At 68.0% G+C, this 24672-nt stretch carries 21 protein-coding genes and 1 riboswitch; of the genes, 18 read left to right on the forward strand and 3 right to left on the reverse strand.

The window, feature by feature from the left end:
• Positions 1-36: 36 nt before the first annotated feature.
• On the reverse strand, positions 37-1443 hold the full coding sequence (uxaC, locus tag H9Q09_RS14730) for a glucuronate isomerase (protein WP_187391650.1): 1407 nt from the start codon (positions 1441-1443) through the stop codon (positions 37-39).
• Positions 1444-1522: 79 nt separating this feature from the next.
• On the opposite strand from uxaC, the gene H9Q09_RS14735 reads away from it, so the two are divergent.
• From H9Q09_RS14735 to H9Q09_RS14750, 4 genes are all read left to right on the forward strand, one after another.
• On the forward strand, positions 1523-2227 hold the full coding sequence (locus tag H9Q09_RS14735) for a GntR family transcriptional regulator (RefSeq protein ID WP_029703623.1): 705 nt from the start codon (positions 1523-1525) through the stop codon (positions 2225-2227).
• A gap of 70 nt (positions 2228-2297) precedes the next feature.
• Positions 2298-3512, forward strand: a complete 1215-nt coding sequence (uxuA, locus tag H9Q09_RS14740; protein ID WP_187391651.1) for a mannonate dehydratase — start codon at positions 2298-2300, stop codon at positions 3510-3512.
• Positions 3509-4414 carry a sugar kinase gene (locus H9Q09_RS14745; protein WP_187391652.1) on the forward strand — a complete coding sequence of 302 codons (906 nt, stop codon included), beginning with the start codon at positions 3509-3511 and terminating at the stop codon, positions 4412-4414. Before uxuA ends, H9Q09_RS14745 begins: the two co-directional genes overlap by 4 nt.
• Positions 4415-4519: 105 nt before the next feature.
• Positions 4520-6151, forward strand: coding sequence for a serine hydrolase (locus tag H9Q09_RS14750; RefSeq protein WP_187391653.1), 1632 nt, complete (start codon positions 4520-4522; stop codon positions 6149-6151).
• 93 nt (positions 6152-6244) lie between these two features.
• Here H9Q09_RS14750 and H9Q09_RS14755 read toward each other — a convergent pair whose 3' ends face one another.
• A complete protein-coding gene (locus H9Q09_RS14755) occupies positions 6245-7759 on the reverse strand; it encodes an altronate dehydratase family protein (RefSeq protein WP_187391654.1) in 1515 nt (504 codons plus the stop codon).
• 184 nt (positions 7760-7943) lie between these two features.
• Here H9Q09_RS14755 and H9Q09_RS14760 point away from each other — a divergent pair, with 184 nt between their 5' ends.
• The 11 genes from H9Q09_RS14760 to H9Q09_RS14810 all read left to right on the forward strand — a co-directional run bounded on the left by H9Q09_RS14760 (position 7944) and on the right by H9Q09_RS14810 (position 19455).
• Positions 7944-8921, forward strand: coding sequence for a sialic acid TRAP transporter substrate-binding protein SiaP (locus H9Q09_RS14760; protein WP_187391655.1), 978 nt, complete (start codon positions 7944-7946; stop codon positions 8919-8921).
• 72 nt (positions 8922-8993) lie between these two features.
• Positions 8994-9575, forward strand: coding sequence for a TRAP transporter small permease (locus tag H9Q09_RS14765; RefSeq protein WP_187391656.1), 582 nt, complete (start codon positions 8994-8996; stop codon positions 9573-9575).
• A gap of 94 nt (positions 9576-9669) precedes the next feature.
• On the forward strand, positions 9670-10950 hold the full coding sequence (locus H9Q09_RS14770; RefSeq protein ID WP_024351837.1) for a TRAP transporter large permease: 1281 nt from the start codon (positions 9670-9672) through the stop codon (positions 10948-10950).
• A 162-nt stretch (positions 10951-11112) separates the two neighbouring features.
• Positions 11113-11892, forward strand: coding sequence for a succinate dehydrogenase iron-sulfur subunit (locus tag H9Q09_RS14775; protein WP_009207956.1), 780 nt, complete (start codon positions 11113-11115; stop codon positions 11890-11892).
• A 112-nt stretch (positions 11893-12004) separates the two neighbouring features.
• Entirely contained in the window at positions 12005-12850 is an 846-nt protein-coding gene (locus H9Q09_RS14780) for a cell wall hydrolase (RefSeq protein WP_187391657.1), read from the forward strand.
• Positions 12851-13026: 176 nt separating this feature from the next.
• A complete protein-coding gene (locus H9Q09_RS14785; RefSeq protein ID WP_246716156.1) occupies positions 13027-14484 on the forward strand; it encodes an alkaline phosphatase D family protein in 1458 nt (485 codons plus the stop codon).
• A 272-nt stretch (positions 14485-14756) separates the two neighbouring features.
• Positions 14757-15095: a septal ring lytic transglycosylase RlpA family protein gene (locus H9Q09_RS14790; RefSeq protein WP_228240791.1), complete on the forward strand. Its 339-nt coding sequence runs from the start codon at positions 14757-14759 to the stop codon at positions 15093-15095.
• A 313-nt stretch (positions 15096-15408) separates the two neighbouring features.
• A riboswitch (TPP riboswitch) is annotated at positions 15409-15536 on the forward strand.
• 121 nt (positions 15537-15657) lie between these two features.
• Positions 15658-17466 carry a phosphomethylpyrimidine synthase ThiC gene (gene thiC / locus H9Q09_RS14795; protein WP_187391659.1) on the forward strand — a complete coding sequence of 603 codons (1809 nt, stop codon included), beginning with the start codon at positions 15658-15660 and terminating at the stop codon, positions 17464-17466.
• Positions 17467-17575: 109 nt separating this feature from the next.
• Positions 17576-17752 carry a hypothetical protein gene (locus H9Q09_RS14800; RefSeq protein ID WP_187391660.1) on the forward strand — a complete coding sequence of 59 codons (177 nt, stop codon included), beginning with the start codon at positions 17576-17578 and terminating at the stop codon, positions 17750-17752.
• A 75-nt stretch (positions 17753-17827) separates the two neighbouring features.
• On the forward strand, positions 17828-18610 hold the full coding sequence (locus H9Q09_RS14805; protein ID WP_187391661.1) for a polysaccharide deacetylase family protein: 783 nt from the start codon (positions 17828-17830) through the stop codon (positions 18608-18610).
• The gene (locus H9Q09_RS14810; RefSeq protein ID WP_187391662.1) at positions 18607-19455 is read left to right on the forward strand and encodes a hypothetical protein; all 849 of its coding nucleotides are present in this window, start codon (positions 18607-18609) and stop codon (positions 19453-19455) included. The genes H9Q09_RS14805 and H9Q09_RS14810 overlap by 4 nt, the downstream gene beginning before the upstream one ends.
• A gap of 4 nt (positions 19456-19459) precedes the next feature.
• Here H9Q09_RS14810 and H9Q09_RS22690 read toward each other — a convergent pair whose 3' ends face one another.
• Entirely contained in the window at positions 19460-20815 is a 1356-nt protein-coding gene (locus H9Q09_RS22690; protein WP_187391663.1) for an adenylate/guanylate cyclase domain-containing protein, read from the reverse strand.
• Positions 20816-20994: 179 nt separating this feature from the next.
• Between H9Q09_RS22690 and H9Q09_RS14820 the strand changes: the two genes are divergently transcribed.
• From H9Q09_RS14820 to H9Q09_RS14830, 3 genes are read left to right on the forward strand one after another with little or no spacing between them, the layout of a single operon-like run.
• Positions 20995-22260 carry a glycosyltransferase gene (locus H9Q09_RS14820; protein ID WP_210315371.1) on the forward strand — a complete coding sequence of 422 codons (1266 nt, stop codon included), beginning with the start codon at positions 20995-20997 and terminating at the stop codon, positions 22258-22260.
• Positions 22257-23417 (forward strand): glycosyltransferase family 4 protein, encoded by a 1161-nt coding sequence (locus tag H9Q09_RS14825; protein WP_187391665.1) that lies wholly within the window; start codon positions 22257-22259, stop codon positions 23415-23417. The genes H9Q09_RS14820 and H9Q09_RS14825 overlap by 4 nt, the downstream gene beginning before the upstream one ends.
• Positions 23417-24559 (forward strand): glycosyltransferase, encoded by a 1143-nt coding sequence (locus tag H9Q09_RS14830; RefSeq protein WP_187391666.1) that lies wholly within the window; start codon positions 23417-23419, stop codon positions 24557-24559. The genes H9Q09_RS14825 and H9Q09_RS14830 overlap by 1 nt, the downstream gene beginning before the upstream one ends.
• Positions 24560-24672 lie beyond the last annotated feature (113 nt).

A 24672-nucleotide genomic window follows, 5' to 3' on the forward strand; every position in this document is an offset into this window, starting at 1 on the left:
CTGCTTCCTCCCAGAAATGGCGGCGTCAGCCGCCGGTCAAAGCCTGTAGGCCTCCTTGGCCAGGCGATAGGCAAGATCGTGGGCAACCTCGAACGCTTCGTCCTCCACGAGGCGTCCGGTGACCACGAGATCGGCCAGATAGGCGCAGTCCACCCGCCGCGCGACGTTGTGCCGGGCTGGGATCGAGCAGAAGGCGCGGGTGTCGTCGTTGAAGCCGACGGTGTTGTAGAAGCCGGCGGTCTCTGTGACCTGTTCGCGGAACCGCTTCATCCCCTCCGGCGCATCGAAGAACCACCAGGGCGGGCCGAGCTTCAGGCACGGATAGACACCGGCCAGCGGCGCCAGCTCGCGCGAATAGACGGTCTCGTCGAGGGTGAAGAGGATGATCGTCAGGCCGGGCTCCAGCCCGACCGCATCGAGCAGCGGCTTGAGCGCGGTGACGTAATTGGTCGGCTGCGGGATGTCGAAACCCTTGTCGCGGCCGAAGCCGGCGGCGATCCGGTCCGAATGGCTGCGGAAGGAGCCGGCATGGATCTGCATGACCATGCCGTCCTCGACCGACAGCCTCGCCATCTCGGTCAGCATCTGGGCGCGGAAGGTCTCGCGGTCGTCGGCCGAGGCCGATCCGTCGGTGACGCGGGCAAACAGCGCCTCGGCCTCGGCGCGGGGCAGGTCGGCGGTGCGCGCCGTCGGATGGCCGTGATCGGTCGCGGTCGCTCCGAATTCGCGGAAATAGGCGCGGCGGGCGCGGTGGGCGTCGAGATAGCCGGCATAGCGGGCGACGTCGAAGCCGGTGATCTCGCCGAGACGGGCGAGATTGGCGGCAAATCCCGGAAAGTCGGGGTCGATGACCGCATCGGGCCGGTAGGTGGTGATCACCCGTCCGCCCCAGCCGCTGTCGCGGATCGTGCGGTGATGGGCCAGATCGTCCAGCGCGCTCTCGGTGGTGGCGATCGCCTCGATGTTGAAGCGCTCGAACAGCGCCCGCGGCCGGTAGGCATCCTGGGCGAGGCGCTCGGAGATGCGGTCGTAGTAGAAGTCGGCGGTTTCGGCCGACAGGCGCCGCTCGATATCGAACAGGGTCTGGAAGGAATGGTCGAGCCACAGCCGCGTCGGGGTGCCGCGGAACAGGTGATAATGGCTGGCGAAGCGGTGCCAGATGGCGCGGCCGTCGGTCTCGACCGCGGCGCCGTTGGCGTCGGGCACGCCGAGCTCCTCCAGGCTGATCCCCTGCGAGACCAGCATGCGGAAGATGTAGTGATCGGGCGTGACGAAGAGCTGGGCGGGGTCAGGGAAAGGCTGGTTCTCGGCGTACCAGCGCGGATCGGTATGGCCATGCGGGCTGATGATCGGCAGGTCGGCGACCGTCTGGTAGAGCGCGCGGGCGATGTCGCGCACCCTCGGCGTCGCCGGGAACAGCCGATCCTCGTCCAGTAGCGCCATCCGTTCCTCACCCACGAATTTCATTGCTTGCGTATAAACTGGTATCCTAGTATCCGAACGTCGTCAACAAAGGTCCGTCATGTCTCTCGAAGCCCTTTCCCCGGACGCCACGACCCAGCCCCGGGGCACGATGGCCGACAGCGTCTACACGCAATTGCGCACGGCTATCCTGGAGCTTCGCCTTCTCCCCGGCGTCGGCATTTCGGAGGCCGAGGTCGCCCGGCATCTCGGGGTGTCGCGCCAGCCGGTGCGCGAGGCCTTCGGCCGGCTCGCCCGCACAGGCTATCTGCGCGTACAGCCGCAGCGCCGGACCGAAGTGGTGAAGATCTCGGTTCAGGAGGTCCGCAATGCCCGCTTCATCCGCGAGGCGCTGGAGGTTGCGGTGGTGCGCGAGGCCTGCCAGCGCGACGTCGGTGAACTGGTCGGTCGGCTGGAAGCCAATCTGGAACTGCAGCGGGCCGCGCAGCTGAAGGACGATCGCCACACCTTCCACCTGGAAGACGACGAGTTTCACCGCCTGATCGCGCAGGGCGCCGGATGCGGCTTTGCCTGGCAGCTCATCGACGAGCAGAAGGCGCAGATGGACCGGTTGCGCTTCCTGTCACTGGCCTTCGGCCAGCCGGCGGTCTACGAGGACCACGTGGCGATCTTCGAGGCCATCAAGGCCCGGGATGGCGAGGCGGCCGACCTTGCGATGCGCACGCATCTCGGCCGGATCAACGACCATCTGGTCCGCCTGAGGGTCGAGTTCGACCAGTATTTCGACGACAGCGACGCGGGCTGAGCCGGCGCGCCGTCAGCCAGGACAGGGGCGCTGCAGGGCGCCCGACACGCGACCGGGGTGGGGACGCAACATGCAGGAAACGTGGCGCTGGTTCGGGCCGCAGGATCGCATCCAGCTATCGGAAATCCGCCAGACCGGCGCCCGGGGCATCGTCAATGCCCTGCACGAGATCCCCTATGGCGAGGTCTGGACGGTGGAGGCGATCACCGCGCGAAAGGCGCTGATCGCCGAAGATCCGGCGCTCGGCCTGGAATGGCGGGTCGTGGAAAGCCTGCCGGTGCATGAGCGCATCAAGCTGGGCGACGGCGATCTGGAGCCGCTGTTCGAGACCTATCGCCAGTCGCTGCGCAATCTCGCCGCCTGCGGCATCCACACCGTCTGCTACAATTTCATGCCGCTCCTCGACTGGACGCGGACCGAACTCGCCGCGCCGGTCGCGGGCGGCGGCACCAGCCTGCGCTTCAACATGCACGAATATGTCGCCTTCGACGTCTTCATGCTGGAGCGCGAGGGCGCGACCGACGACGTTGCGCCGCAGACGCTGGCGCGCGCGAAAGCCTGGTTCGAGGCTTCGACGCCGGCCGATCGCGAGCGGCTGCTGACCGCCATCAATGCCGGCCTGCCGGGCGCCTATGCCCGCTACGACGTCGCCGGCCTGCGCGAGATCCTCGGTCGCTATGCCGGCATCACCCGCGACGACGTGCGGGCCAATTACCGCCGCTTCCTCGAAGCGGTGGTGCCGGTGGCCGAAGAGGCCGGCATGCGGCTTTGCGTCCATCCCGACGATCCGCCGCGACCGCTCTTCGGCCTGCCGCGGGTGGTCTCCAACGCCGAGGACATCGCCTTCGTGCTCGATGCCGTGCCGTCGCCCGCCAACGGCCTGACGCTCTGCTCGGGCTCGCTCGGCGCCAATCCGGCCAACGACGTGCCGGCGATCGCTGCGCGCTTTGCCGACAAGATCCATTTCGCCCATCTCAGAAACGTCGCCAAGGACGCCGACGGCTCCTTCGAGGAGGCCGATCATCTGGCCGGCGACACCGACATGGTGGCGCTGGTGCGTGTTCTGATGGCCGAGGAGCGCCGTCGCCGGGCCGAGGGCCGGGCCGACGCAGAAATCCCGATGCGACCCGATCACGGCCACGAGCTTCTGTCCGACATCGGTCGCGGCACCCATCCGGGCTATCCGGTCATCGGCCGGATGCGCGGGCTGGCGGAACTGCGCGGCGTCATGGCCGCGGTGGCGACCCTCGACGGCGATGCGGCCGCCCATCGGGTGCCGGCATGAGCGCGGCGACCCGCAGGCGCATCGTCTCCATCGGCGAATGCATGGTGGAGCTGTCCTCGGCCGGCGAGGGGCTCTATCGCAAGGGCTTTGCCGGCGACACCTTCAACACCGCCTGGTATCTGCGGCGCGGGCTCGGCGAAGGCTGGGACGTCGCCTATCACACGGCGCTGGGCACCGACACGACATCGGACGAGATGCTGGCCTTCTTCACCGAGGCGGGGCTTGCGACCGATCTCGTCCGCCGCATCCCCGAGCGGATGCCGGGCCTCTACATGATCCATCTGGACGGCGCGGAACGCAGCTTCTCCTACTGGCGCGACAGCGCCGCGGCCAAGCTGCTGGCAGCTGACCCGGCGCAGCTGGACGCGGCCGCGTCGAGCGGCGACGCCTTCTATTTCTCCGGCATCACCCTGGCGATCCTGTCGCCGGATGATCGCCAGCGCCTGCTCGACATGCTGGGCGCGGCCCGCGCCGCCGGCAAGCTGGTCGCCTTCGATCCGAACATCCGGCCGCGGCTGTGGCCCGAGCCGGATGTGATGCGGGCGGCGATGGAGGCGGGCGCCGCCGTCGCCAGCCTCTGCCTGCCGAGCTTCCCCGACGAGGTCGCGGCCTTCGGTGACGCCTCGCCCGAGGCGACCGCCAGGCGGTATCTCGCCTGCGGCACCGGCGAAGTGGTGGTCAAGGACGGCTCCGATCCGGCGCTGGTCGCGACGGATGCCGGCTTCGAAACCGTCGCCGCACGCAAGGTCGCCGACGTCATCGACACGACGGGGGCGGGCGACAGCTTCAATGCCGGCTATCTCGCCGCGCGCCTCGACGGCGCCGAACCGCGGCAGGCGGCCGAACGTGGGCACGAGCTGGCCGGCGAAGTCGTTCGCCATTACGGCGCCCTGATCCGTTAACGCGGCCGAAACCCCGCCGGGATCACGGGGTTCCTGTCGCATCTGCCGCATCGTAAGGTTGCTTCACCCGCTCGGTCGTCCGGTGCGGGTGAAGGGAGCCTTGCGATGATCCGCCTTGTCCATCTGGTCGGAACGCCGGCCCTGCCGGTATTGGCCCTCAGCCTGTTTCTGGGAGCCCCGGCAGCACCCGCGATGGCGCAGGAAGCCGCGTCGCCTTCGCCCGCCAATCTCCTGCCAGCGCCCGTCATGCCGGTGCCGCCGCTTCTGGACCGGCAGCAGGTGGACCGGGCCGTCGATCGCCTCGACGCGGTCGTCGAGGGCGTGATGGACACGACCGGCGTGCCGGGTGTCGCGGTCGCGGTCGTCTACCGGGACGAGGTGCTCTTCGCCAAGGGCTTCGGCCTGCGCGAAGTCGGCCAGCCGGAGACGGTGGATACCGACACGGTCTTCCTGCTCGCCTCGCTGTCGAAGCCGATCGCCTCGACCCTCGTCGCCGGGCTCGTCGGTGACGGCCTGTTGGAATGGGACCAGAGGGTGCGCGGCTACGATCCGTCCTTCGCCCTGTCCGATCCCTATGTCAGCGATCATGCGACCTTCGCCGATCTGATGTCGCACCGTTCGGGGCTGGCGACGGGGGCCGGCGACCTTCTCGAAGATCTCGGCTTCGACCGGGAGACGATCCTGTCGCGGATCGACCAGCAGCCCCTGGACCCGTTCCGCTCGACCTATCACTACTCCAATCTCGGCTATACCGCCGGTGCGGTCGCCGCCGCCAAGGCCGCCGGCCAACCCTTCGAGGCGCTTGCCACCGAGCGGCTGTTCCAGCCGCTCGGCATGACCCGCACGAGCTATCGCAACGCGGACTATGCCGGGCATGACAACCGGGCGAAGATCCATGTGCGGGCCGGCGCGCCGGACGAGCGGCGCTGGGAGGCGCGCTACGAACGCGTGGCGGACGCAGAGGCACCGGCCGGCGGTGCCAGCGCCTCGATCTCGGATATGGCCCGCTTCCTGCGCCTGCAACTCGGCAAGGGTCGTTTCGAGGGCACGACCCTGATCGACGAAAGCGCCTTGGCGGCGACCCATCAGCCGCATATGCCCAATCGCCTGCCGGCCGATCCGGCAATCCGCGCCGGCTTCTACGGGCTGGGCTGGAACGTCGGCACCGACGATCTTGGCCGGGTGACGCTCGGCCATTCCGGCGCCTTCAACCTCGGCACCGCGACGGCGATCTCGCTGCTTCCCGGCGAGGAACTCGGCATCGTCGTCCTGACCAATGGCGAGCCGATCGGCGTGCCGGAAGCGATCTGCGCGAGCTTCATGGATATCGTCCAGAACGGCGAGCAGACCGTCGACTGGCTGGGCTTCATCGGCGGCATCTTCGCGGCGCAGCGGGCCGCCGAGCTCGAGGCGGCGGAGGTGCCGCCGGCGCCCGCCGATGCCGCCCCACCGCGCGACCTCGAGACCTATGCCGGCCGCTACCAGAACAGCTATTACGGCCCGCTCCGCGTCGAGGCGGAGGAGGGCGCTCTTTCGATGATCCTCGGCCCGGCTCAAGCGCCGACGCGTTTCGCCCTCACCGCTCATGACGGCGACGTCTTCACCTTCGAGACGATCGGCGAGAACGCCACCGGGCCGTCGCTCGCGCGGTTCCGCCCGGGAGACGATGGCCGGATCGCGGACGTCACGCTGGACTATTACGACCGGGCGGGTCTGGGGATTTTCGTCCGGGACTGAGCCGGTGAATGCGCGGCGCACATGATCTGCGCCGCTCACCGAGGATCGCGCACGGGCGGCGGCGCCGTAGCGGCCGCCCACAAACGCTCCTGCCTACATGGTCGCGCCGATCTGCCAGGGCACGAATTCGTAGTCGCCGAGACCCTGCGCCTCGGACTTCGACATCTCGCCCGACGCGACGCGCAGCAGCAATTCGTAGATCTCGCGGCCGGCGGCCTCGATCGACAGCCCCTCCGAGACGATCCGGCCGCAATCGACGTCCATGTCCTCGGACAATTTGCGATACATCTCGGTGTTGGTGGCGATCTTGATCGACGGCGAGGGCTTGAAGCCGGCGGCCGAACCGCGGCCGGTGGTGAAGGCAACGAGGTTGCAGCCCGAGGCGATCTGGCCGGTCACCGAGGCCGGGTCGTAGCCGGGCGAATCCATGAAGACGAAGCCGCGCGTATTGACCGGTTCCCCGTAACGGAAGACGCCGTTGAGCGGCGTCGTGCCACCCTTGGCCGCGGCGCCCAGCGACTTTTCCAGGATGGTGGTCAGGCCGCCCTTCTTGTTGCCGGGCGACGGGTTGTTGTCCATCGAGCCCTTGTTGCGCGCGGTATAATCCTCCCACCACTCGATCAGCTTGACCAGCTTGCGACCGGTCTTCTCGTCCTTGGCGCGGCGGGTCAGGAGATGCTCGGCGCCGTAGATTTCCGGCGTTTCGGCGAGGACGCCGGTGCCCCCCTGGGCGACCAGCAGGTCGCAGGCATAGCCGAGCGCCGGATTGGCGGTGATGCCCGACCAGGCATCGGAGCCGCCGCACTGGAGCGCCACCATCAGTTCGGAGGCCGGGCAGGGCTCGCGGCGCGCCTCGTTGGCGATCGGCAGCATGGCGCGGACCCGCTCGACGCCGATCTCGACCGTGCGGCGCAGGCCCGCCACGTCCTGGATGTTCATGGCGTGGAACATCGGGCCCTTCTCGATCCCGAAGGCTTCCAGCAGCCAGTCGATCTGGTTCACCTCGCAGCCGAGGCCGACCATCAGCACGCCGGCGACGTTGGGATGGCGGGCATAGCCCCACATGATCCGCTGCAGCGCCTCGAAGCCCTCGCCGTCGCCGCCCATGCCGCAGCCGGTGCCGTGGACGAAGGCGGTGACGCCGTCGACATTGGGATAGGCCGCCAGCTCCTCCGGCCCGAAGGCCTCGGCGATCTTGCGGGCCGCCGTCGCCGAGCAGTTGACGGAGGTGATCACCGCGATGGTGTTGCGGGTGCCGACCCGGCCGTCCTTGCGGCGATAGCCCATGAAGGTGTCGCGCTGGTCCTCGGGCACCATGGCGACCGGGCGCAGGTCGGTCGAGAAATCGTAATTGTGGGCCGTGCCGCGGAACTCGACATTCTGGGTGTGGACGTGGCTGCCGGGCGCGATGTCCTCGGCGGCGTAGCCGATGATGTGCGCATATTTGATCACCGGCGTTCCGGCGGGAATGGCCCGGGTGGCGATCTTGTGGCCGCGCGGGACCAGTCCGAGCGTCGTCGTCTCCTCGACCGCGGCGCCGGTTTCCAGCGCCTTCAGCGCCGTGACCACGTTGTCCGAAGGGTCGAGGCGCACCGTATTCGTCGACATGTCTGAACTATCCTCTGTCTCGACCGATCGCACCGGCCGGATACCTCGTCGCGCCGCTGACCGCCTCATTCTGCATCGCCGCCCTTGCGGCAGCGATCGTCAAGAACGACGATGGGGCCATTGCGCTGTGGGATGCAATCAATATGATCGCCTGAAAACAGTGTATACATTGGGGAGGAACAAGATGAAATACACACAGCATGTACTGGCTCTTTCGGCCGCGACTGCCATTGCGCTCACCGCGCAGCCGGCCTTCGCCCAGACGGCGCTGAAATTCGCCCATGTCTACGAGTCCAGCGAGCCGTACCATACCTGCGCGGTGGAGGCGTCGGACAAGCTGAAGGCGGCGACGGAGGATCGCTATTCCTTCGAGGTGTTCCCGGCGTCCTCGCTCGGCAAGGAAGTCGACATCAACGAAGGCCTCGGCCTCGGCACCGTCGACGTGATCTATACCGGCCAGCTCTTCGCCGGCCGTGCCTACGGCCCGATCGCCATCGGCGGCGCGCCCTTCATGTTCCGCGGTTACGACCACTGGGACGCGTTCCGCAACTCCGATCTCTTCAAGGAACTGGCGGCCGGCTACAACGAGGCGACCGGCAACCACGTCGTCGCCACCACCTATTACGGCCAGCGGCACGTGACGGCGAACAAGCCGATCAACACGCCGGCCGACATGGAGGGCATGAAGATCCGGGTGCCGAATGCCCCGCTCTACATGATGTTCCCGAAGGCGGTGAACGCCAATCCGACGCCGATCGCCTTCGCCGAGGTCTATCTGGCCCTGCAGCAGGGCACGGTGGACGGCCAGGAGAACCCGCTGCCGACCATCCAGGCCAAGAAGTTCTACGAGGTGCAGACGGACATCTCGCTGACCGCCCATATCAACGATGCGCTCCTGACCATCGTCGGCGGCCCGACCTGGGACCAGATGGACGAGGCCGACCGGACGGCGCTCTCCGATGTGCTCAAGGAAACCGCCGACTGCGCCACCACGCAGGTGCGCGAGAACGAGGCCAAGCTCGCCGAGTGGTTCCGCGAGCAGGGCGTCAACGTCCACGAGGTCGACATCACGCCGTTCCGCGAGGCGACGATGAAGCTGCATAACGGCCCCGACGCCACCTGGGACCAGGAGACCTACGACCGCCTCCAGGCGATCGAATAGTCTCCTTCTCCTCGGAAGTCTTGCCGGGCGCGCTCAGCGCGCCCGGCCTGTCTCCTCGTTCCGGATGCGGTCATGGCGTCACCTGAAATCGATCCCGGCCCGGAAGCAGGCGTGCAGCCGCTGGAGCCGAATCCCTTCGCCGACCAGCCCGTCGATCTGTCCGATCTGCGCTGGAGCGACGGCGTCGTCTTCGGCGTCTTCTGGCTCCTGGCCTTCGTGGTCTTCCTGCAGTTCTTCACGCGCTACGTGCTCAACAATTCCCTCGGCTGGACCGAGGAGATCGCGCGCTTCCTGCTGATCGCGGTCACCTTCATCGGCGCGATCATGGCGGCCCGCAAGGAAAGCCACATCGCGGTCGAGCTCTTCTACCGCTACCTGCCGCGGCGGGGCCGCTTCGTGGCGCAGATCACCGTCGATGTCATCACGCTGGTCTTCTACGGCGCCATGGGCTGGTTCTGCGTCCAGCTTGCCGGCCGCACGCATCAGAAGATGGTCTCGATCGACGTGCCGAAATCCTCCGTCTACTGGGGTGTTTCGGTCTGCTTCGCGCTGATGACCGTCTATGCGCTCATCGCCCTGATCCGCCATTGGCGCAGCGGCACCAGCCGGCTGATCGACCCGGAACGCTTCGCGCTGACGGGCACCGGCCTTTGATGCCCAGGCGCGGCGCTGCCTCCCATTCCTTCGCATGCGACGCCGGGCCGGTGCGCCCGGCCGGTCGCGGCCTTACCTGTTGTTCGGGGTTTCCATGCTGCTGACGATGCTGTTCGTGCTGCTTCTGGGGATGATCATCCTCGGCGTGCCGGTCGCCATCGCGCTGGCGGGCTCCTCGGCGATCTTCATCCTGGTCGAGGGCCGGGTGCCCGACGTCGTGGTCATCCATCGCATGATCAACGGCGTCGATTCCTTCCCGCTGCTGGCCATCCCCTTCTTCATTCTCGCCGGCAACCTGATGAATGCCGCCGGCATCACCGAGCGGATCTTCGACTTCGCCAAGGCGATCTTCGGCTGGATGCGCGGCGGTCTCGGCCATGTGAATGTCGGCGCCTCGGTGATCTTCGCCGGCATGTCGGGCGCGGCGGTGGCCGATGCCGGCGGCCTCGGCGCCATCGAGATCAAGGCGATGCGCGACGCCAATTACGAGCCGGGCTTCGCGGTCGGCATCACGGCCGCGTCCTCGACCATCGGGCCGATCATTCCGCCATCCCTGCCGATGGTGATCTACGGCGTCGTTGCCGGCGCCTCGATCGGCCAGCTCTTCGCCGCGGGCTTCATTCCGGGCCTGCTGATGGCGGTCTCGCTGATGGCGATGATCGCGATCTATGCCCGCCGCCGCAATTACCCGGTCGACCAGCCGTTCAAGCTGTCGATCCTCGGCTTCACCTTCAAGCGCGCCTTCCTGTCGCTGATGACGCCGGTGATCATCGTCGGCGGCATCCTGACCGGCGCCTTCACGCCGACGGAAGCGGCGATCGCGGCCTGTGCCTGGGCGCTGATCCTCGGCCTCGTGGTCTATCGCACGCTGACGCTGAAGCGGTTCCTGCGGGTCTCCTTCGACACGATCGAGACCACCGCCGTCGTCCTGTTCATCGTCGCCGCGGCGTCGATCTTCGCCTGGATCCTGACCTCCAACCGGGCGCCGGAGCAGTTCGCGGCGCTGATCCTGACGATCTCGGACAATCCGTGGGTCGTCCTGCTTTTGATCAATTTGATCCTGCTGATCGTCGGCTGCTTCATGGAGACCGTGGCGGCGATCACCATCCTGACGCCGGTGCTGCTGCCGATCGCCATGCAGATGGGCGTCGATCCGGTGCATTTCGGGGTGATCATGGTGCTCAACCTGATGATCGGCCTGTTGACCCCGCCGATCGGCATGGTGCTCTACGTCCTGTCGCGGGTGTCGGGCATTCCGTTCGAGCGCTGCATGTCGGCGACGGCGCCCTTCCTGGTGCCGCTCTTCGTGGTGCTGTTCCTGATCACCTTCATCCCGGCCCTGACCATGTGGCTGCCGACGCTGATCTATCGCTGAGGCAGGCGTCATCCGGCAACGGCCGCGAGACAACGTCGCAGACACCGGAAAACGGCCGGACTTCAAACGATTTGAAGCCTTTCCGCGCCGTTTCGTCTCTGGTGTTTTGCAGCGCACGCTTTATGTTGCGAACGATTCCAGAAAGGCACCGGATACATCCTCATGGTCGAACTTGCCCTCCCGAAGAACTCCACCATCAATCCCGGCAAGGTGTGGGACAAGCCGGCGGGCGCGACGAATGTGCGCGAGTTCAAGATCTATCGCTGGTCGCCGGACGACGAGGAAAACCCGCGGACCGACACCTATTACGTCGACACCGACGATTGCGGCCCGATGGTTCTCGATGCGCTGTTGTGGATCAAGAACAAGGTCGACTCGACCCTGTCGCTGCGCCGCTCCTGCCGCGAGGGCATCTGCGGCTCCTGCGCCATGAACATCGACGGCTCCAACACGCTGGCCTGCACCAAGGGCATGGACGAGATCCGCGGCGCGGTGAAGGTCTATCCGCTGCCGCACATGCCGGTGATCAAGGATCTGATCCCCGATCTGACGGTGCCCTACACCCAGCTGCGTTCGATCGAGCCATGGCTGAAGACCGATACGCCCGAGCCCGAGCGCGAATGGCGCCAGAGCCACGAGGACCGCGAGAAGCTCGATGGCCTCTACGAGTGCATCCTGTGCTTCTGCTGCCAGACCTCGTGCCCGTCCTACTGGTGGAATGGCGATCGCTATCTCGGCCCGGCCGTGTTGCTGCAGGCCTATCGCTGGCTGATCGATTCCCGTGACGAGGCGACAGGCGAGCGGCTCGACGACCTGGAAGATCCGTTTAAGCTCTATCGCTGCCACACCATCATGAACTGCACCCAGTCCTGCCCGAAGGGACTGAACCCGGCCAAGGCGATCGCCGAGATCCGCAAGATGATGATCGAACGCCGGGTCTGACCAGGCGGCAGGCGCGGCGATTCGGCAACACCGGCCGGCGGAATCGCCTGCCGGTGTGATTCCCGCACACGCCGCCCCGTTTGCCGACACATTTCGTGACCACGACAGCGCCATGAGCACGTTGTCGATCCGCGGCCGTCTGCCGGCCCTTGCCACCCTTCTGTCCGCTGCCCTCCTCTCCGGCTGTGTCGGCGCACCGGAGATCGAGGAGGTGGTGTCACCCCTCAGCTACGGTCCGAGCCAGGAATGCCTCGCCCGGGCGATGTTCTTCGAATCGAACCGCTCCAGCCGCGAGGGCATGCTCGCCGTCGGCACCGTGGTGATGAACCGCGTCGGCTCGCCGAGCTATCCCGATTCCGTCTGCGACGTGGTCGCCCAGCCCAAGCAGTTCGCGCCCGGCGTGATGACCCGCGACATGGGGGCCGGCAAGGAACTGGCGATGCAGACCGCCCATGAGGTGCTGTCGGGCAAGCGCCACGCTGCCGTCGGCGATGCCAAGTTCTTTCATACGGCGGGCCTGAGCTTCGGCTACGGCAACATGCACTACAAGGTGATTGCCGGCGGCAACGCCTTCTACCAGAAGATCTCGCGCGACCAGCGCAGCGCCGGCTTCCGCATGGCGTCCCAGGCGGAGGTCCGCAAGAAGGGTGCCGCCGCGGCCATCGACGAGGTTCGCACGGCTGCCGTCGCGCCGAGCCCGGAGCAGGACACATCGGCCCCCGCCGGGCTGGCGACGGCCACCGCCATGGCACCGCGCAAGGCCACCCGTGACGAGGCCAATCCCTTCCTCACGCTCTGGCAGGGCCTGACCGAACAACCGGCCCGCGCCGACAGCGGCAAGGGCGGCCGCGTTCGTGCGGCGGAAGCCGCCGCGCCGACGCCGGACGCCGCCGATACGGCCACGCTCGACGCCCGCATGCAGGCCTTGCCCGGCGTCCAGACCGCCACCACCGACTGAGTTCGGCCGGCGCGGGGCTCTGCCGCCGCTGCAATCCCGTCGATTCCGCCGGCATCCGATCGTCCGGTCCGCGTGATGGCGGCATTGCGGTCGGCATGGCGACCATGGCTTCCTATATGGCGGGGCGAGACCGAAGCCGGGACGGGCATCGGTCAAAGCCAAGCCGGCAGGAGCCGATGACCGAGACCGTTTCCGCCGCCGATCCGCTCCCGGACCGGATCGGCCCGATCCTCTATGCACGCGGCGGCGATGGCCGGCGCGACCATCTTGCCGCGATCCTCGTCCTGGACGAGGCGGCCGAGGCGCCCGAGCTGTTTGCCGCGGGCGAGGCGACGCAGCCGATTGCGCTGGCCACGAGGTTCGGCCGCACGGTGTGGCGCTACGATTTCTCGCTGCCGGCCGCCACCATCAACTCATACCGCATCGACGAGACCGACTATGCCGTCGTCAGCCCCGACGGCGGCGCGGCGCGCATCGCCTATGTCTCCTGCAACGGCCAGGAGAACGGGGATCTCACGCGCGACATCGGCGAGCGCGACGCCATGTGGACCCGGCTCACCGCCGAGCATGACCGCGCGCCGTTCTCCCTGATGCTGCAGGGCGGCGACCAGCTCTATGCCGACGACGTCCTCGCCTGTCATCCGGATGTGCAGCGTTGGACCACGCTGAAGCCCGACGAGCGCGGGACCGTGCCGCTGACCGAGGAGTCCCGCGAGGCGATCCGCCGGTTCTATTTCGAGCGCTATCTGATCAGCTTCGCCCGGCCCGCCATGGGCGCGATGTCGGCCCATGTGCCGTCCGTGTCGATGTGGGACGACCACGACATCATCGACGGCTGGGGCAGCCATCCGGCAGCGCTTCTGGACAGTCCCGTAGGACGCGGCCTGTTCGAGGCGGCGCGCGAGATGTTCCTGATCTTCCAGCTGGCGGCGGACGAGGCCGATCTGCCGGCGATCGCGCTGGACCGGCAGGCGCGCAGCCTTGGCGTTGCGGTGCGCTATCCGGGCCTGACGATCCTCGCGCCAGACCTGCGCAGCGAACGCCGTCCCGACAGGGTGATGGGGCCGGTCGGATGGAAGAGCTTCGAAACGGCGCTGGAGGCGACACCGGAGCCGGACCGGATCGTGCTGATGTCCAGCGTGCCGGTGCTCGGGCCGCGGCTGAGCTGGGCCGAGCTCGTCGCCGGCATCGTGCCGCGGGTCGCCAAGCTGTCCGACGATCTGCGCGACCAGTGGCAGAGCCGGGCGCATCGGCGCGAATGGATCCGCTGCCTGCAATGCCTGGCCGATCGCGCCGAGCGGGCCGTCGGCGGGCTCGTGGTCGTCTCCGGCGAAATCCATCTGGCGACGCGCGGCGAGATGCGGCTTCTGAACGGGAGTGTGATGCACCAACTCGTCGCGTCCGGCATTTCCCACCCCGCGCCCGGGCCGGCCTATCCGTTTGCGCTCGGCCTTCTCGCCCGTGTCGGCGAGAGCCCGCTGCGCGGCCGGAAGATCCGCCTGCGGCCGCTGCCGTCGCGCCGCGCGACCTATACGAGCGAGCGCAACTACCTCGTCCTGTCGCAGGACGGCATGGACTGGCAGGCCGAATGGGAACTCGAAGACAGCGGCCGCACCCCGAAGCTGGCGGTCTGACCGGTTAAGGCGACATCGGCGCGAATGCGACATCGCTGTCGCATTCGAAACAGGGCTCGGACGGAAATTCCTCGTTTGGGCTCAGGACGATACGCCAGGGCCCGAAAAGTTCCGCTGTCGTAGAAAGACCCTATTGCTGCCAGAGTCCGTCCTTTTTCTCGTCACAGGAATTGACGAAGGAGGCGGCGTCGCAAACGTCGCATCTCAAGGACATGCCAAGAATGAAGTTTCTGCCGAAGGCCGCTCTCGCGGCCGCGCTTTTCGCCGGAACGATGGTCGGTTCGTACTCCGTCGCAATCACTCCGGTCGTAGCCGAAACGAAGTCCGCGGCCTCGGGTTCCGCGTCTTATTACGGAAAGCGCTTTCATGGTCGCCGCACGGCGAACGGCGAAAGCTTCAACATGAATTCCATGACGGCGGCTCACAAGACGCTGCCCTTCGGCACCAAGGTGCGCGTCACCAACCGTCGCAACGGCAAGTCCGTCGTCGTGCGCATCAACGACCGCGGCCCGTATCATGGCGGCCGGATCATCGACCTGTCGCGCGCCGCGGCCTCGAAGATCGGCATGATCCATTCGGGCACCGCCAAGGTCAGCCTCGACATCCTCTAGGGTCTCGGCTCTGCCGACCGCATGACGGGGCGCTCGTCGCCCGCATGTGACACATCTTGTCCGACGGCGCCGCTCGCGCCGCGGACCGCCCGCGACACCCATCGCGGGCCTCTGGGCTCGGGCTTTGCCCCTGACCGCCTCCCGGCCGTCCTGGCTCGCGGCGCATCGCCTGCGTTGCCGCCGCGATGTCCCGATCGGCGCTGCCGATCCTGCTTCCCGTCTTCCCGCTCTCTGCCGCTTCGTGTCGTCTCGCCGATCTCTAGCGACGACCGCTGCAACCGCTGTTGACACCCCCACGGGGGCTGCTACCGTCCGCTCGTCCAAGGGGAGTTCCGGCAAGGAACTGAGAGGCCGACGGCCGCCGATCATCGGCGAAGCGCGCGGCGACCCTACGAACCTGATCCAGTTCATACTGGCGTAGGGATGGGAAAGCCGCCGACCTCTCCGGCCCGCAATGCGGGCCATGCCCCCGACGACAGGGGCGATCCGACAGGCCGACGAGAGTTTTCGATCACCGAAAGCAGAACTGGATCTCCGACGCGAGCGCGACTGGAGAACCAAGATGAATGCCGTGACACCCACCGTCACCGCCGGCCCGCTGCCGGCCTCCCGCAAGATCTACCTGGCCGGAACGGCCTTTCCCGACATCCGCGTGCCGATGCGCGCGATCACCGTCCATCCGACCGCGGGCGAGCCCGACGTCATCGTCTACGATCCGTCCGGCCCCTATACGGACAGCCAGGTCGAGACCGACATCGCCAAGGGCCTGCCGCGCATCCGCGAAAACTGGATCGCGGCCCGCGGCGACACCGAGTTCTACGAGGGCCGCGCGGTGCAGCCCGAGGACAACGGCAATCTGCCGGCCGAAAAGCTGACGCCGGAATTTCCGGTTCGCAACGCACCGCGCCGGGCGACGGGCGGGCGTGCCGTGACCCAGTACGAATATGCCCGCGCCGGCATCGTCACCGCCGAGATGGAGTTCGTCGCGATCCGCGAGAATCTCGGCCGCGCCGAGGCGAAGCGGGCGCTGGAGCGCGACGGGGAGCCGTATTCGGCGGCGATCCCGGACTTCATCACCCCGGAATGGGTGCGCGACGAGGTCGCCTCCGGGCGCGCCATCATCCCGGCCAACATCAACCATCCGGAAGTCGAGCCGATGGCGATCGGCCGCAACTTCCTGGTCAAGATCAACGCCAATATCGGCAATTCCGCCGTCACCTCCTCGATGGCCGAGGAAGTGGAGAAGATGGTCTGGGCGATCCGCTGGGGCGCCGACACGGTGATGGACCTGTCCACCGGCCGCAACATCCACAACATCCGCGACTGGATCATCCGCAATGCGCCGGTGCCGATCGGCACGGTGCCGATCTACCAGGCGCTGGAGAAGGTGAACGGCATCGCCGAGGACCTGACCTGGGAGGTTTTCCGCGACACGCTGATCGAGCAGGCCGAGCAGGGCGTCGACTATTTCACCATCCATGCCGGGGTGCGGCTGTCCCATATTCCGCTGACGGTGGATCGCACCACGGGCATCGTGTCGCGCGGCGGCTCGATCATGGCGAAGTGGTGCTTGCACCACCACCGCGAGAGCTTTCTCTACGAGCATTTCGAGGAGATCGCCGATATCTGCCGGGCCTATGACGTGTCCTTCTCCATGGGCGATGGCCTGCGTCCCGGCTCGATCGCCGATGCCAACGACGCGGCGCAGTTCGCCGAGCTCGACACGCTGGGCGAGCTCACACAGATCGCCTGGGCGAAGGGCTGCCAGGTGATGATCGAGGGGCCGGGCCATGTGCCGATGCACAAGGTGAAGGAGAATGTCGACCGCCAGATGCGGGTCTGCGGCGAGGCGCCGTTCTACACGCTCGGACCCTTGGTCACCGACATCGCGCCGGGCTACGACCACATTACCTCGGGCATCGGGGCGGCGATGATCGGCTGGTTCGGCACGGCGATGCTCTGCTACGTCACCCCGAAGGAGCATCTCGGCCTTCCTGACCGCGACGACGTCAAGGTCGGCGTCGTCACCTACAAGATCGCGGCCCATGCGGCCGATCTCGCCAAGGGCCATCCGGCGGCGCAGCTGCGCGACGACGCGCTGAGCCGGGCGCGCTTCGAGTTTCGCTGGGAGGACCAGTTCAACCTTTCCCTCGACCCGGAGACGGCGCGCTCCTTCCACGACCAGACGCTGCCCAAGGAGGCGCACAAGGTGGCGCATTTCTGCTCCATGTGCGGCCCGAAATTCTGCTCCATGAAGATCTCCCACGACATCCGCGCCGAGGCGCAGAAGGAGGGCATGGAGAAGATGGCGCAGAAATATCGCGAGGGCGGCGATCTCTACATGCCCGCCGGCGACGTGCCGGCCGAGTAGGGCTCAGCGAAGCGGAGGCGGCAGCGCGCTGCCGCCTCCCGTGTCCCCCAGGTGGAACGGGGCGGGCCTTCGGGTGGTTAGGCGTTCGACTGCATCAGGAGAACGCACGATGGCCGATCCGAAGGCCCCCAGACACGATCAGAAGCCCGCCGATGGCGGCGTCCTCGACAATGCGCTGCAGCGCACCGACAATTCCTTTGCCGGCAAAGACCCCGACGAGCGGCTGATCGGCACCGATATTCCGGACGACGAACAGGACGCCGAGGAAGACGAAGAAAGAGACTGACCGTCTCCTGCTCCGGCCGATCGGTCGCGCCGCGCAGCAATTGCCCGGACGCCCGATCGCCGCTAAAGCCGCGCCATGCGGAACGCTGACGACCTTCTGAGCGAACTCGACGCCTGGCACGATGCCGGCCGGCGGATCGACATGTGGTGGCGGGACGACGATGCGATTGCCGCGACGCCGGCGCTCGAGGCGCTGGTCGCCGCCGCGCACCGCCATGCGGCACCGCTGGCGTTGGCGGTCATCCCCGCGGGGCTGGCGGACAGTCTAGTCGCCCATCGCGGCGATCCGCTCCTCACCATCCTTCAGCATGGCCACGCCCACCGGAACCATGCCGCGCCCGGCGGACGCGCCGTGGAATGCGGCGGCGACCGGCCTTTGGCCGAGGTGCTGGCGGAGTTCGACGAGGGGCGCAGCCGCCTGGCGGCGGCATTCGGCGACCGTTTCGTGCCGGTGATGGTGCCGCCCTGGAACCGCATCGAGCCGGCGGTGGCCGAGGCATTGCCGGCCATGGGCTATGCCGGCATCTCGGTGTTCGGGCCGCGCCAGACCGCCTCGCCGCAGGCGGCCTGCCGCCATGTGAACGCCCATCTTGATCTGCTCACCTGGAAGGGCGGCGCGCGTTTCGCCGGGCATGACAAGCTGGTCCGGCTGGCCGCCGAGCGCCTTGCCGACCGGCGGCTCGGGCGCAGCGATCCGGCCGAGCCCTTCGGCATCCTCACCCACCATCTCGACCACGACGCCGAGACCTGGGCGTTTCTCGACGAATTGCTGGCCCTTTTCGCCGCTCATCCGGCGGTCCGATGGCGTAACGCTGGGGCACTGTTCGCCGGCGCACCGACGGACGAACTGGTCCGATGAGCGCGATCGTGCGACCCGCACGAGCCGGCGACATCGCCGCGGTGGTCGAACTCCTGCACACCCACATGAACGCCAGGATCCCGCGCGAGCGCTGGGCCCGGCTCCTCGACTATCCCTGGCGGCCGGAGGGCGTCGAGCGCGGCTGGCTGGTGGAGGATGGCGGGCATGTCGTCGGCTTCATGGGCACGGTCTACAGCGACCGCGTGATCGGCGGCCAGTTGCGGCGCTTCTGCGATCTCTCCTCCTGGTATCTTCTCGCCGATTATCGCGGCGACGGCACCGGCGACGATCTGCTGCGCTCGGGCATGGCGCAGCCCGGCGTCACCTACCAGACCATGACGGCCCGCCGGGCCACCGGCCGCAAGATCCGGGCACTGGGTTTTTCGGTGCTCGACGACAGCCGCAGCCTGTTCCGGCCGAGCGGGACGCCGGGGCGGCGTCTGCCGGTGCTGCGGGATGCGGCGGCGATCCGCGACCGGCTCGATCCCGCGCAGCGGGTTGTCCTCGATGCCCATGCCGGCTTCGACCTGCACCACGCTATCATCAGTGACACCTGGCTGGTCTGGCAGCGCAAGTTGAAGGGCGAGGCGATCGCCTATCACGAGATCCTGCATGCCGGCGATCCGGCGTTCCTGTCGGCGCATGCGCAGGATATTGCCGACGGCATCGTGACCGGCGAGCGCGGCGTCCTCGCCATCGACACGCGCTTCATGACGCCGGGCGACGATCAAGGCACGGTGGAAACGATCAGGCTGCCGCGCTGGTATCGCCCGGCGGATGTCGCGCCCCGCGACGTCGACCATCTGCATTCGGAGGTGATCCTCCTCGACCAGAAGCTGCCCTGAGCGTTCAGGCGAAGGCGACGAGGTCGAGCGGGGCGTCCACACCCTGCACCTGCCGGCGGTCGAGGCGGGTCAGGCTGGCGGCGGCGGGCGGGCAAAATCCCTGCGCCTGCGCCATGTCGAGGCTGGCCTGGGTGGTCAGGGCAAGGGTCTGCTCGACCTTGTTGTGCTTCTCCAGCTTGGCGGCGAGGTTCACCGGATCGCCGATCACGGTGTATTCAAGCCGGTGCTCGTCGCCGAGCGCGGTGAAGACGACGGTCCCGGCGGTCGCCGCGCCGTTGACGCGCAGGCCGATCGGACCGAAACGCGTTTCCATCTCCCGCGCCCATTCCCGGGACAGAGCCAGGATTTCGCAGAGGGCCGCGAGGGCCTCGGCCGCGGCTGTCCGGGACGGCCTTGTCGCCCCGAAGGTCGCCAGCAGGCCGTCGCCGAGATATTTGTCGACGATGCCGCCATGGCGTTCGATCACCGGCACGATGCGGGCATGCAGGCCGACCAGCACCTCGACGACCTGCCGCGCGTCGTGCTGGGCCATGAAGCCGGTGAAGCCGCGAATGTCGAGGATGACGATGGCGGCTTCGCGCTCCTCGGCGTCGCCGGCCACCACCGATTCCGCCGACGTGACGATGGCGCGCTCCACATCGGCCGGCAGGAAGCGGCGGATCTCCTCGCGCTCGATATGCTCCAGCGTCGCCGCCGCCAGAAGCCGCTTGGCCCGCACGAGCGCGAGGGCCAGGACGGTGGTGAGGACGAGGATCGCGACGATCTTGTCGATCTCGGCGCCGACCAGAATGCCGTCGCCGTGGATATAGGCGACGAAGCTGCGGGTGATGGCGTCGGTGCCCTCGGCGTCGATGGCATAGAGCGTCAGCCCGACCCAGCCGAGCGCCGCGGCCGCGCCGGTGGCCAGCACCCAGGCCGGATCGAAGCGGAAGGCACGAATGGCGATGAAGACGAAGACATACATCACCGTCGGCGCCTTCAGGGAGAAGCTGGCGCCCTGGCCGTACTGGACATGGAAATACCAGACGAGACCGTAGAGCAGCGCGATGTCGACCAGGACCGACAGGCCGAGAAACCAGGCCGGCAGGCGGATCCGGTAGGACAGGAACAGGCGCAGGGCGGTGAAGCAGAGATAGACGGCGAGGCTGATCGGCACCGGATGCTGCATCTCGCTGTCCACCGGACGCGGCGAGACCAGATAGAGCGCGGTGATGAACAGGCCGATGCCGAGCTGAACCCAGCCGATCAACCGTTCGCTGCGGATTTCGAAGCGATTCACGACCTCGCGTACGCGCTCGGGAATGGCGCGGCTGGATTCGCGCCGGGCGAAGGGCGCCAGCAGCTTGTTTCGGTTGCTCACGTCGGTTTCGCCCGGTAACTGGCCCTCATGAACGCTCCGTCCCCGGCTGTGGTCATTGCGGTCGATCCGTCGCAGCGGTAGACGGGCGCGGTTTCCCCGGGGACACGCGCGCTTGCGTCAGGGCCGGAAAATGGCCAGTGTGTCCCGGTCGAGCAGGGTCGGAGCGGCAGGAGTATCTGATGAAAGCCCGGCCTCCGCGCGTTCTCATCTACAGTCACGACACCTACGGTCTCGGCCATCTGCGCCGCTGCCGGGTGATCGCGCAGGCCCTGGTGGCGCACCGGCCCGACATCTCGATCCTCATCGTAGCAGGCTCGCCCGTCGTCGGCTCGTTCAGTTTTCCGCCCCAGGTCGATTTCATCCGCGTGCCGGGCGTCGTCAAGCTCGGCGCCGACACCTACGCGCCGTCCAATCCGGGCCTGTCGCTGGAGGATCTGACCGAGATCCGCAGCGCGATCATCCGCTCGACCGCCGAAATCTTCGATCCCGACATCTTCATCGTCGACAAGGAGCCGCTCGGCATGCGCGGCGAGGTCGAGGCGACGCTGCATCACCTCAGGACAACCGGTGCCCGGCTGGTGCTGGGGCTGCGCGACATCATGGACGAGCCGTCGCGGCTGATCGAGGAATGGACCCGCAAGGAGGCCTTCGGCGCGGTCGAGAATTATTACGACGACATCTGGATCTACGGGCTGCCGGAAATCTGCGATCCGCTGGCCGATATCGGCGTCTCGGACGCGGTCCGGCGCAAGGCGACCTTCACGGGCTATCTGCAGCGCGCGGACGAGCCCTCGGGCGCGCTGCCGGATCGCATCCGGATCGGCGAGCGACCCTATGTGCTGGTCACCACCGGCGGCGGCGGCGACGGTGCCCAGCTGGTGGACTGGGTGCTGCGGGCCTACGAGACCGATCCGTCGATCGGCGTGCGGGCCAAGATTGTTCTCGGCCCCTTCATGGAGACCGGCTACCAGACGGATTTCCAGCGCCGTGCGGCCCGGCTCGACAGCGTCGACCTGATCACCTTCGCCGCCAGCATCGAGCCGTTGATCGAGCGGGCCGCCGGCATGGTCGCGATGGGCGGCTACAATACGTTCTGCGAGATCCTGTCCTTCGACAAGCCGGCCGTGGTCGTGCCGCGCCGCCAGCCCCGGCTAGAGCAGTATATCCGCGCCTCGCAGGCCCAGGAGCTCGGCCTGATCGCCATGTTGCTGGATGACGAGATAGACAATCCCGGCGCCATGGCCGATGCCATCCGCGCGCTGCCGGGCCAGGCGCGACCGCGCTCGGTGGCGGTGGACGGCATTCTCGACGGCCTGAAGACGATCTGCGAGCTGGCCGACGGCTACATCGCGGCCGGACGCCATTCGGGCAGCGCCAGCCGCGGCGCCGCCGCCGACGCCGAATGGGCGCCCGCCCGGACCCTGCCCAAGACCGGCACTGCATGAACATCGCGTTCTACGCGCCGATGAAATCTCCCGATGATCCGCGGCCGTCCGGCGACCGCACCGTGGCGCGTGGCCTGATCAACGCCCTGCGGCTGGCCGGCCATAGCGTCGTGGTGCCGTCGCGCTTTCGCAGCCACGACCGCGGCGACCCGGCGCGGCAGGCGCGGCTGCAGGCGGTCGGCGGACGGCTGGCCGAGCGGCTGCTGCGGCAGGGCAGGGTGGCGAAGCCCCGCATCGACCTCTGGTTCACCTACCATCTCTACCACAAGGCGCCGGACTGGCTGGGACCGCGCGTCGCAACGGCGCTCGGCATTCCCTATGTCGTCGCCGAAGCCTCGGTCGCCGGCAAGCAGCGCGGCGGGCGCTGGGCGCAGGGGTTCGAGGCCAGCCTCGCAGCCCTGTCACGGGCCGACCTCGTCATCGGGCTCAACCCGGCGGACAAGGCGGGCGTCATGCCCTGGCTCGGGGATAAAACGGCCTATCGGGCGCTGCCGCCCTTCGTCGATACGCAGCCCTGGCGGGCGGCGGCCGGGCGGCGCACCGACACCCGCGCGGCGCTGGCCGCACGGCATGGCCTGTCGCCGGAGCGGCCCTGGCTGATCGCCGCGGCGATGATGCGCGAGGACCAGAAGCTGGCCTCCTACCGCCTGCTGGCGGAGGCTCTGGGCAGGCTCGACGGCGCGGCCTTTGACGTCCTCATCGTCGGCGCCGGTCCGGCCGAGCCGCAGGTGCGTGCCGCCTTCGCCGGCCTGTCCTGCCGGGTGGCGTTCCATGGTGCCGCGGCGCCCCATGAGATGCCCGACCTCTTCGCCGCGGCCGATCTCACGGTCTGGCCGGCGATCAAGGAATCCTGGAGCATGGCGCTGCTCGAGGCGCAGGCGGCCGGCCTTCCGGCGGTGGCGGGCAACAGCGGCGGTGTCTCCGGCATCGTCGAGGACGAAATCACCGGACTGCTCACGCCGGAAGGCGATGCGGAGGCCTTCGCCGCCGCGGTGCGCCGGCTGCTCGATCCGGGGCTGCGGACCCGCATGGGCACAGCGGCATCCAGGCGGGCGGAGCGGCACCATTCGCTGGAAGCAGCCTCCGCGGCGCTCGACGCCGCGCTGTCCGACACGCTCGGGCGGCCCACACCAACAGGAAAGGCGAAGACGGCCTGATGCGCGTTCTCTTTCATGTCCAGCATCTGCTGGGCGTCGGCCATCTGCGGCGCGGCGAACTCCTCACCAATGCCATGGCCCGGCGCGGCATGGAGGTGACGGTGGCGCTCGGCGGCATGCCGGTCGCGGAAATGCCCTTCGCCAGCGCCGAGGTGGTGCAATTGCCGCCGACCCATATCGACGGCGCCAATTTCAAGACGCTTTACGATGCAGACGGCCAGCCGATCACCGACGCATGGCGTGCGGCCCGGCGCGACGCGCTGCTGGCGCTCTATGAGAAGGTCCGGCCTGACGTCGTGCTGCTGGAAATGTTTCCCTTCGGGCGCTGGCGGTTCAATTTCGAGCTGGTGCCGCTCCTGGAGCGGGCCTCGCGCGACAAGCCGCGGGTCAAATGCGTGACCTCGGTGCGCGACATCCTGGTCGAGACCAAGCATGCCGAGCGGGCCGCCAAGGGCGCCGCACTGGCACGCGAGCATCTCGACGCCGTGCTCGTCCATTCCGATCCGTCGCTCTTCACTTTCGCCGAGACCTATCCCCATGCCGGCGAGATCGACGATCTCATTCGCTATACCGGCTATGTCACCGAGCCGGCCGAGCGCGGCGCAGCGCCGGGCAATGGCGAGGTGATCGTGTCGGCCGGCGGTGGCGCGGCCGCCGGCGCTCTGATGCGCACGGTCATGGCGGCGCGGCCGCATACGCCGCTCGCCGACCGGGTCTGGCGCTTCCTGACCGGGCCGCGCATGGCCGAGGACGAGTTCCAGGCGCTGGCGGCGCTGGCCGACGAGACGACCATCGTGAAGCGCTTCGAGACGAACTTCCAGGAGCGGCTCGACGGCTGCGCCCTGTCGATCTCGCAGGCCGGCTACAACACGGTGATGAACCTTTTGCGCGCCGAAGCGCGGGCCGTCGTCGTGCCCTATGACGAGGGCGAGGAGACCGAGCAATGGTTCCGCTCCGAGCGCATGGGGAAGATGGGGCTCCTGTCGGTGGTGCCGACCTCGCGCCTGTCGGTCGAGACCATGGCGGCGGCGGTGACCGAGACCTGGCAGCGCGAAGCGGGGGCGCGCCCCGCGATCGATCTTGAGGGCGCGGCCAACGCTGCGGCGACGATCGCCGCCATGGCCGGCGGTGCGGGCGAGTGATCTGCGGCGGGCAATTGATCGCAAAATCTGCATGACTTGCCGCGCGGTTCCGTGCTGCAATCGCAACGCCCGTGCGCGAAGGACCACGCCACGGAGCCGAAGAGGTGGAATGA

The organism is Aurantimonas sp. DM33-3 (assembly GCF_014334315.1).
GTDB classification, from domain to species: domain Bacteria; phylum Pseudomonadota; class Alphaproteobacteria; order Rhizobiales; family Rhizobiaceae; genus Aurantimonas; species Aurantimonas coralicida.

What these genes read in the sequence shown, in the direction of transcription:
- uxaC (WP_187391650.1), bottom strand. Translation starts at nt 1,443, where the DNA reads ATGGCGCTACTGGACGAGGATCGGCTGTTCCCGGCGACGCCGAGGGTG.
- H9Q09_RS14735 (WP_029703623.1), top strand. Translation starts at nt 1,523, where the DNA reads ATGTCTCTCGAAGCCCTTTCCCCGGACGCCACGACCCAGCCCCGGGGC.
- uxuA (WP_187391651.1), top strand. Translation starts at nt 2,298, where the DNA reads ATGCAGGAAACGTGGCGCTGGTTCGGGCCGCAGGATCGCATCCAGCTA.
- H9Q09_RS14745 (WP_187391652.1), top strand. Translation starts at nt 3,509, where the DNA reads ATGAGCGCGGCGACCCGCAGGCGCATCGTCTCCATCGGCGAATGCATG.
- H9Q09_RS14750 (WP_187391653.1), top strand. Translation starts at nt 4,520, where the DNA reads ATGATCCGCCTTGTCCATCTGGTCGGAACGCCGGCCCTGCCGGTATTG.
- H9Q09_RS14755 (WP_187391654.1), bottom strand. Translation starts at nt 7,759, where the DNA reads ATGTCGACGAATACGGTGCGCCTCGACCCTTCGGACAACGTGGTCACG.
- H9Q09_RS14760 (WP_187391655.1), top strand. Translation starts at nt 7,944, where the DNA reads ATGAAATACACACAGCATGTACTGGCTCTTTCGGCCGCGACTGCCATT.
- H9Q09_RS14765 (WP_187391656.1), top strand. Translation starts at nt 8,994, where the DNA reads ATGGCGTCACCTGAAATCGATCCCGGCCCGGAAGCAGGCGTGCAGCCG.
- H9Q09_RS14770 (WP_024351837.1), top strand. Translation starts at nt 9,670, where the DNA reads ATGCTGCTGACGATGCTGTTCGTGCTGCTTCTGGGGATGATCATCCTC.
- H9Q09_RS14775 (WP_009207956.1), top strand. Translation starts at nt 11,113, where the DNA reads ATGGTCGAACTTGCCCTCCCGAAGAACTCCACCATCAATCCCGGCAAG.
- H9Q09_RS14780 (WP_187391657.1), top strand. Translation starts at nt 12,005, where the DNA reads ATGAGCACGTTGTCGATCCGCGGCCGTCTGCCGGCCCTTGCCACCCTT.
- H9Q09_RS14785 (WP_246716156.1), top strand. Translation starts at nt 13,027, where the DNA reads ATGACCGAGACCGTTTCCGCCGCCGATCCGCTCCCGGACCGGATCGGC.
- H9Q09_RS14790 (WP_228240791.1), top strand. Translation starts at nt 14,757, where the DNA reads ATGGTCGGTTCGTACTCCGTCGCAATCACTCCGGTCGTAGCCGAAACG.
- thiC (WP_187391659.1), top strand. Translation starts at nt 15,658, where the DNA reads ATGAATGCCGTGACACCCACCGTCACCGCCGGCCCGCTGCCGGCCTCC.
- H9Q09_RS14800 (WP_187391660.1), top strand. Translation starts at nt 17,576, where the DNA reads ATGGCCGATCCGAAGGCCCCCAGACACGATCAGAAGCCCGCCGATGGC.
- H9Q09_RS14805 (WP_187391661.1), top strand. Translation starts at nt 17,828, where the DNA reads ATGCGGAACGCTGACGACCTTCTGAGCGAACTCGACGCCTGGCACGAT.
- H9Q09_RS14810 (WP_187391662.1), top strand. Translation starts at nt 18,607, where the DNA reads ATGAGCGCGATCGTGCGACCCGCACGAGCCGGCGACATCGCCGCGGTG.
- H9Q09_RS14820 (WP_210315371.1), top strand. Translation starts at nt 20,995, where the DNA reads ATGAAAGCCCGGCCTCCGCGCGTTCTCATCTACAGTCACGACACCTAC.
- H9Q09_RS14825 (WP_187391665.1), top strand. Translation starts at nt 22,257, where the DNA reads ATGAACATCGCGTTCTACGCGCCGATGAAATCTCCCGATGATCCGCGG.
- H9Q09_RS14830 (WP_187391666.1), top strand. Translation starts at nt 23,417, where the DNA reads ATGCGCGTTCTCTTTCATGTCCAGCATCTGCTGGGCGTCGGCCATCTG.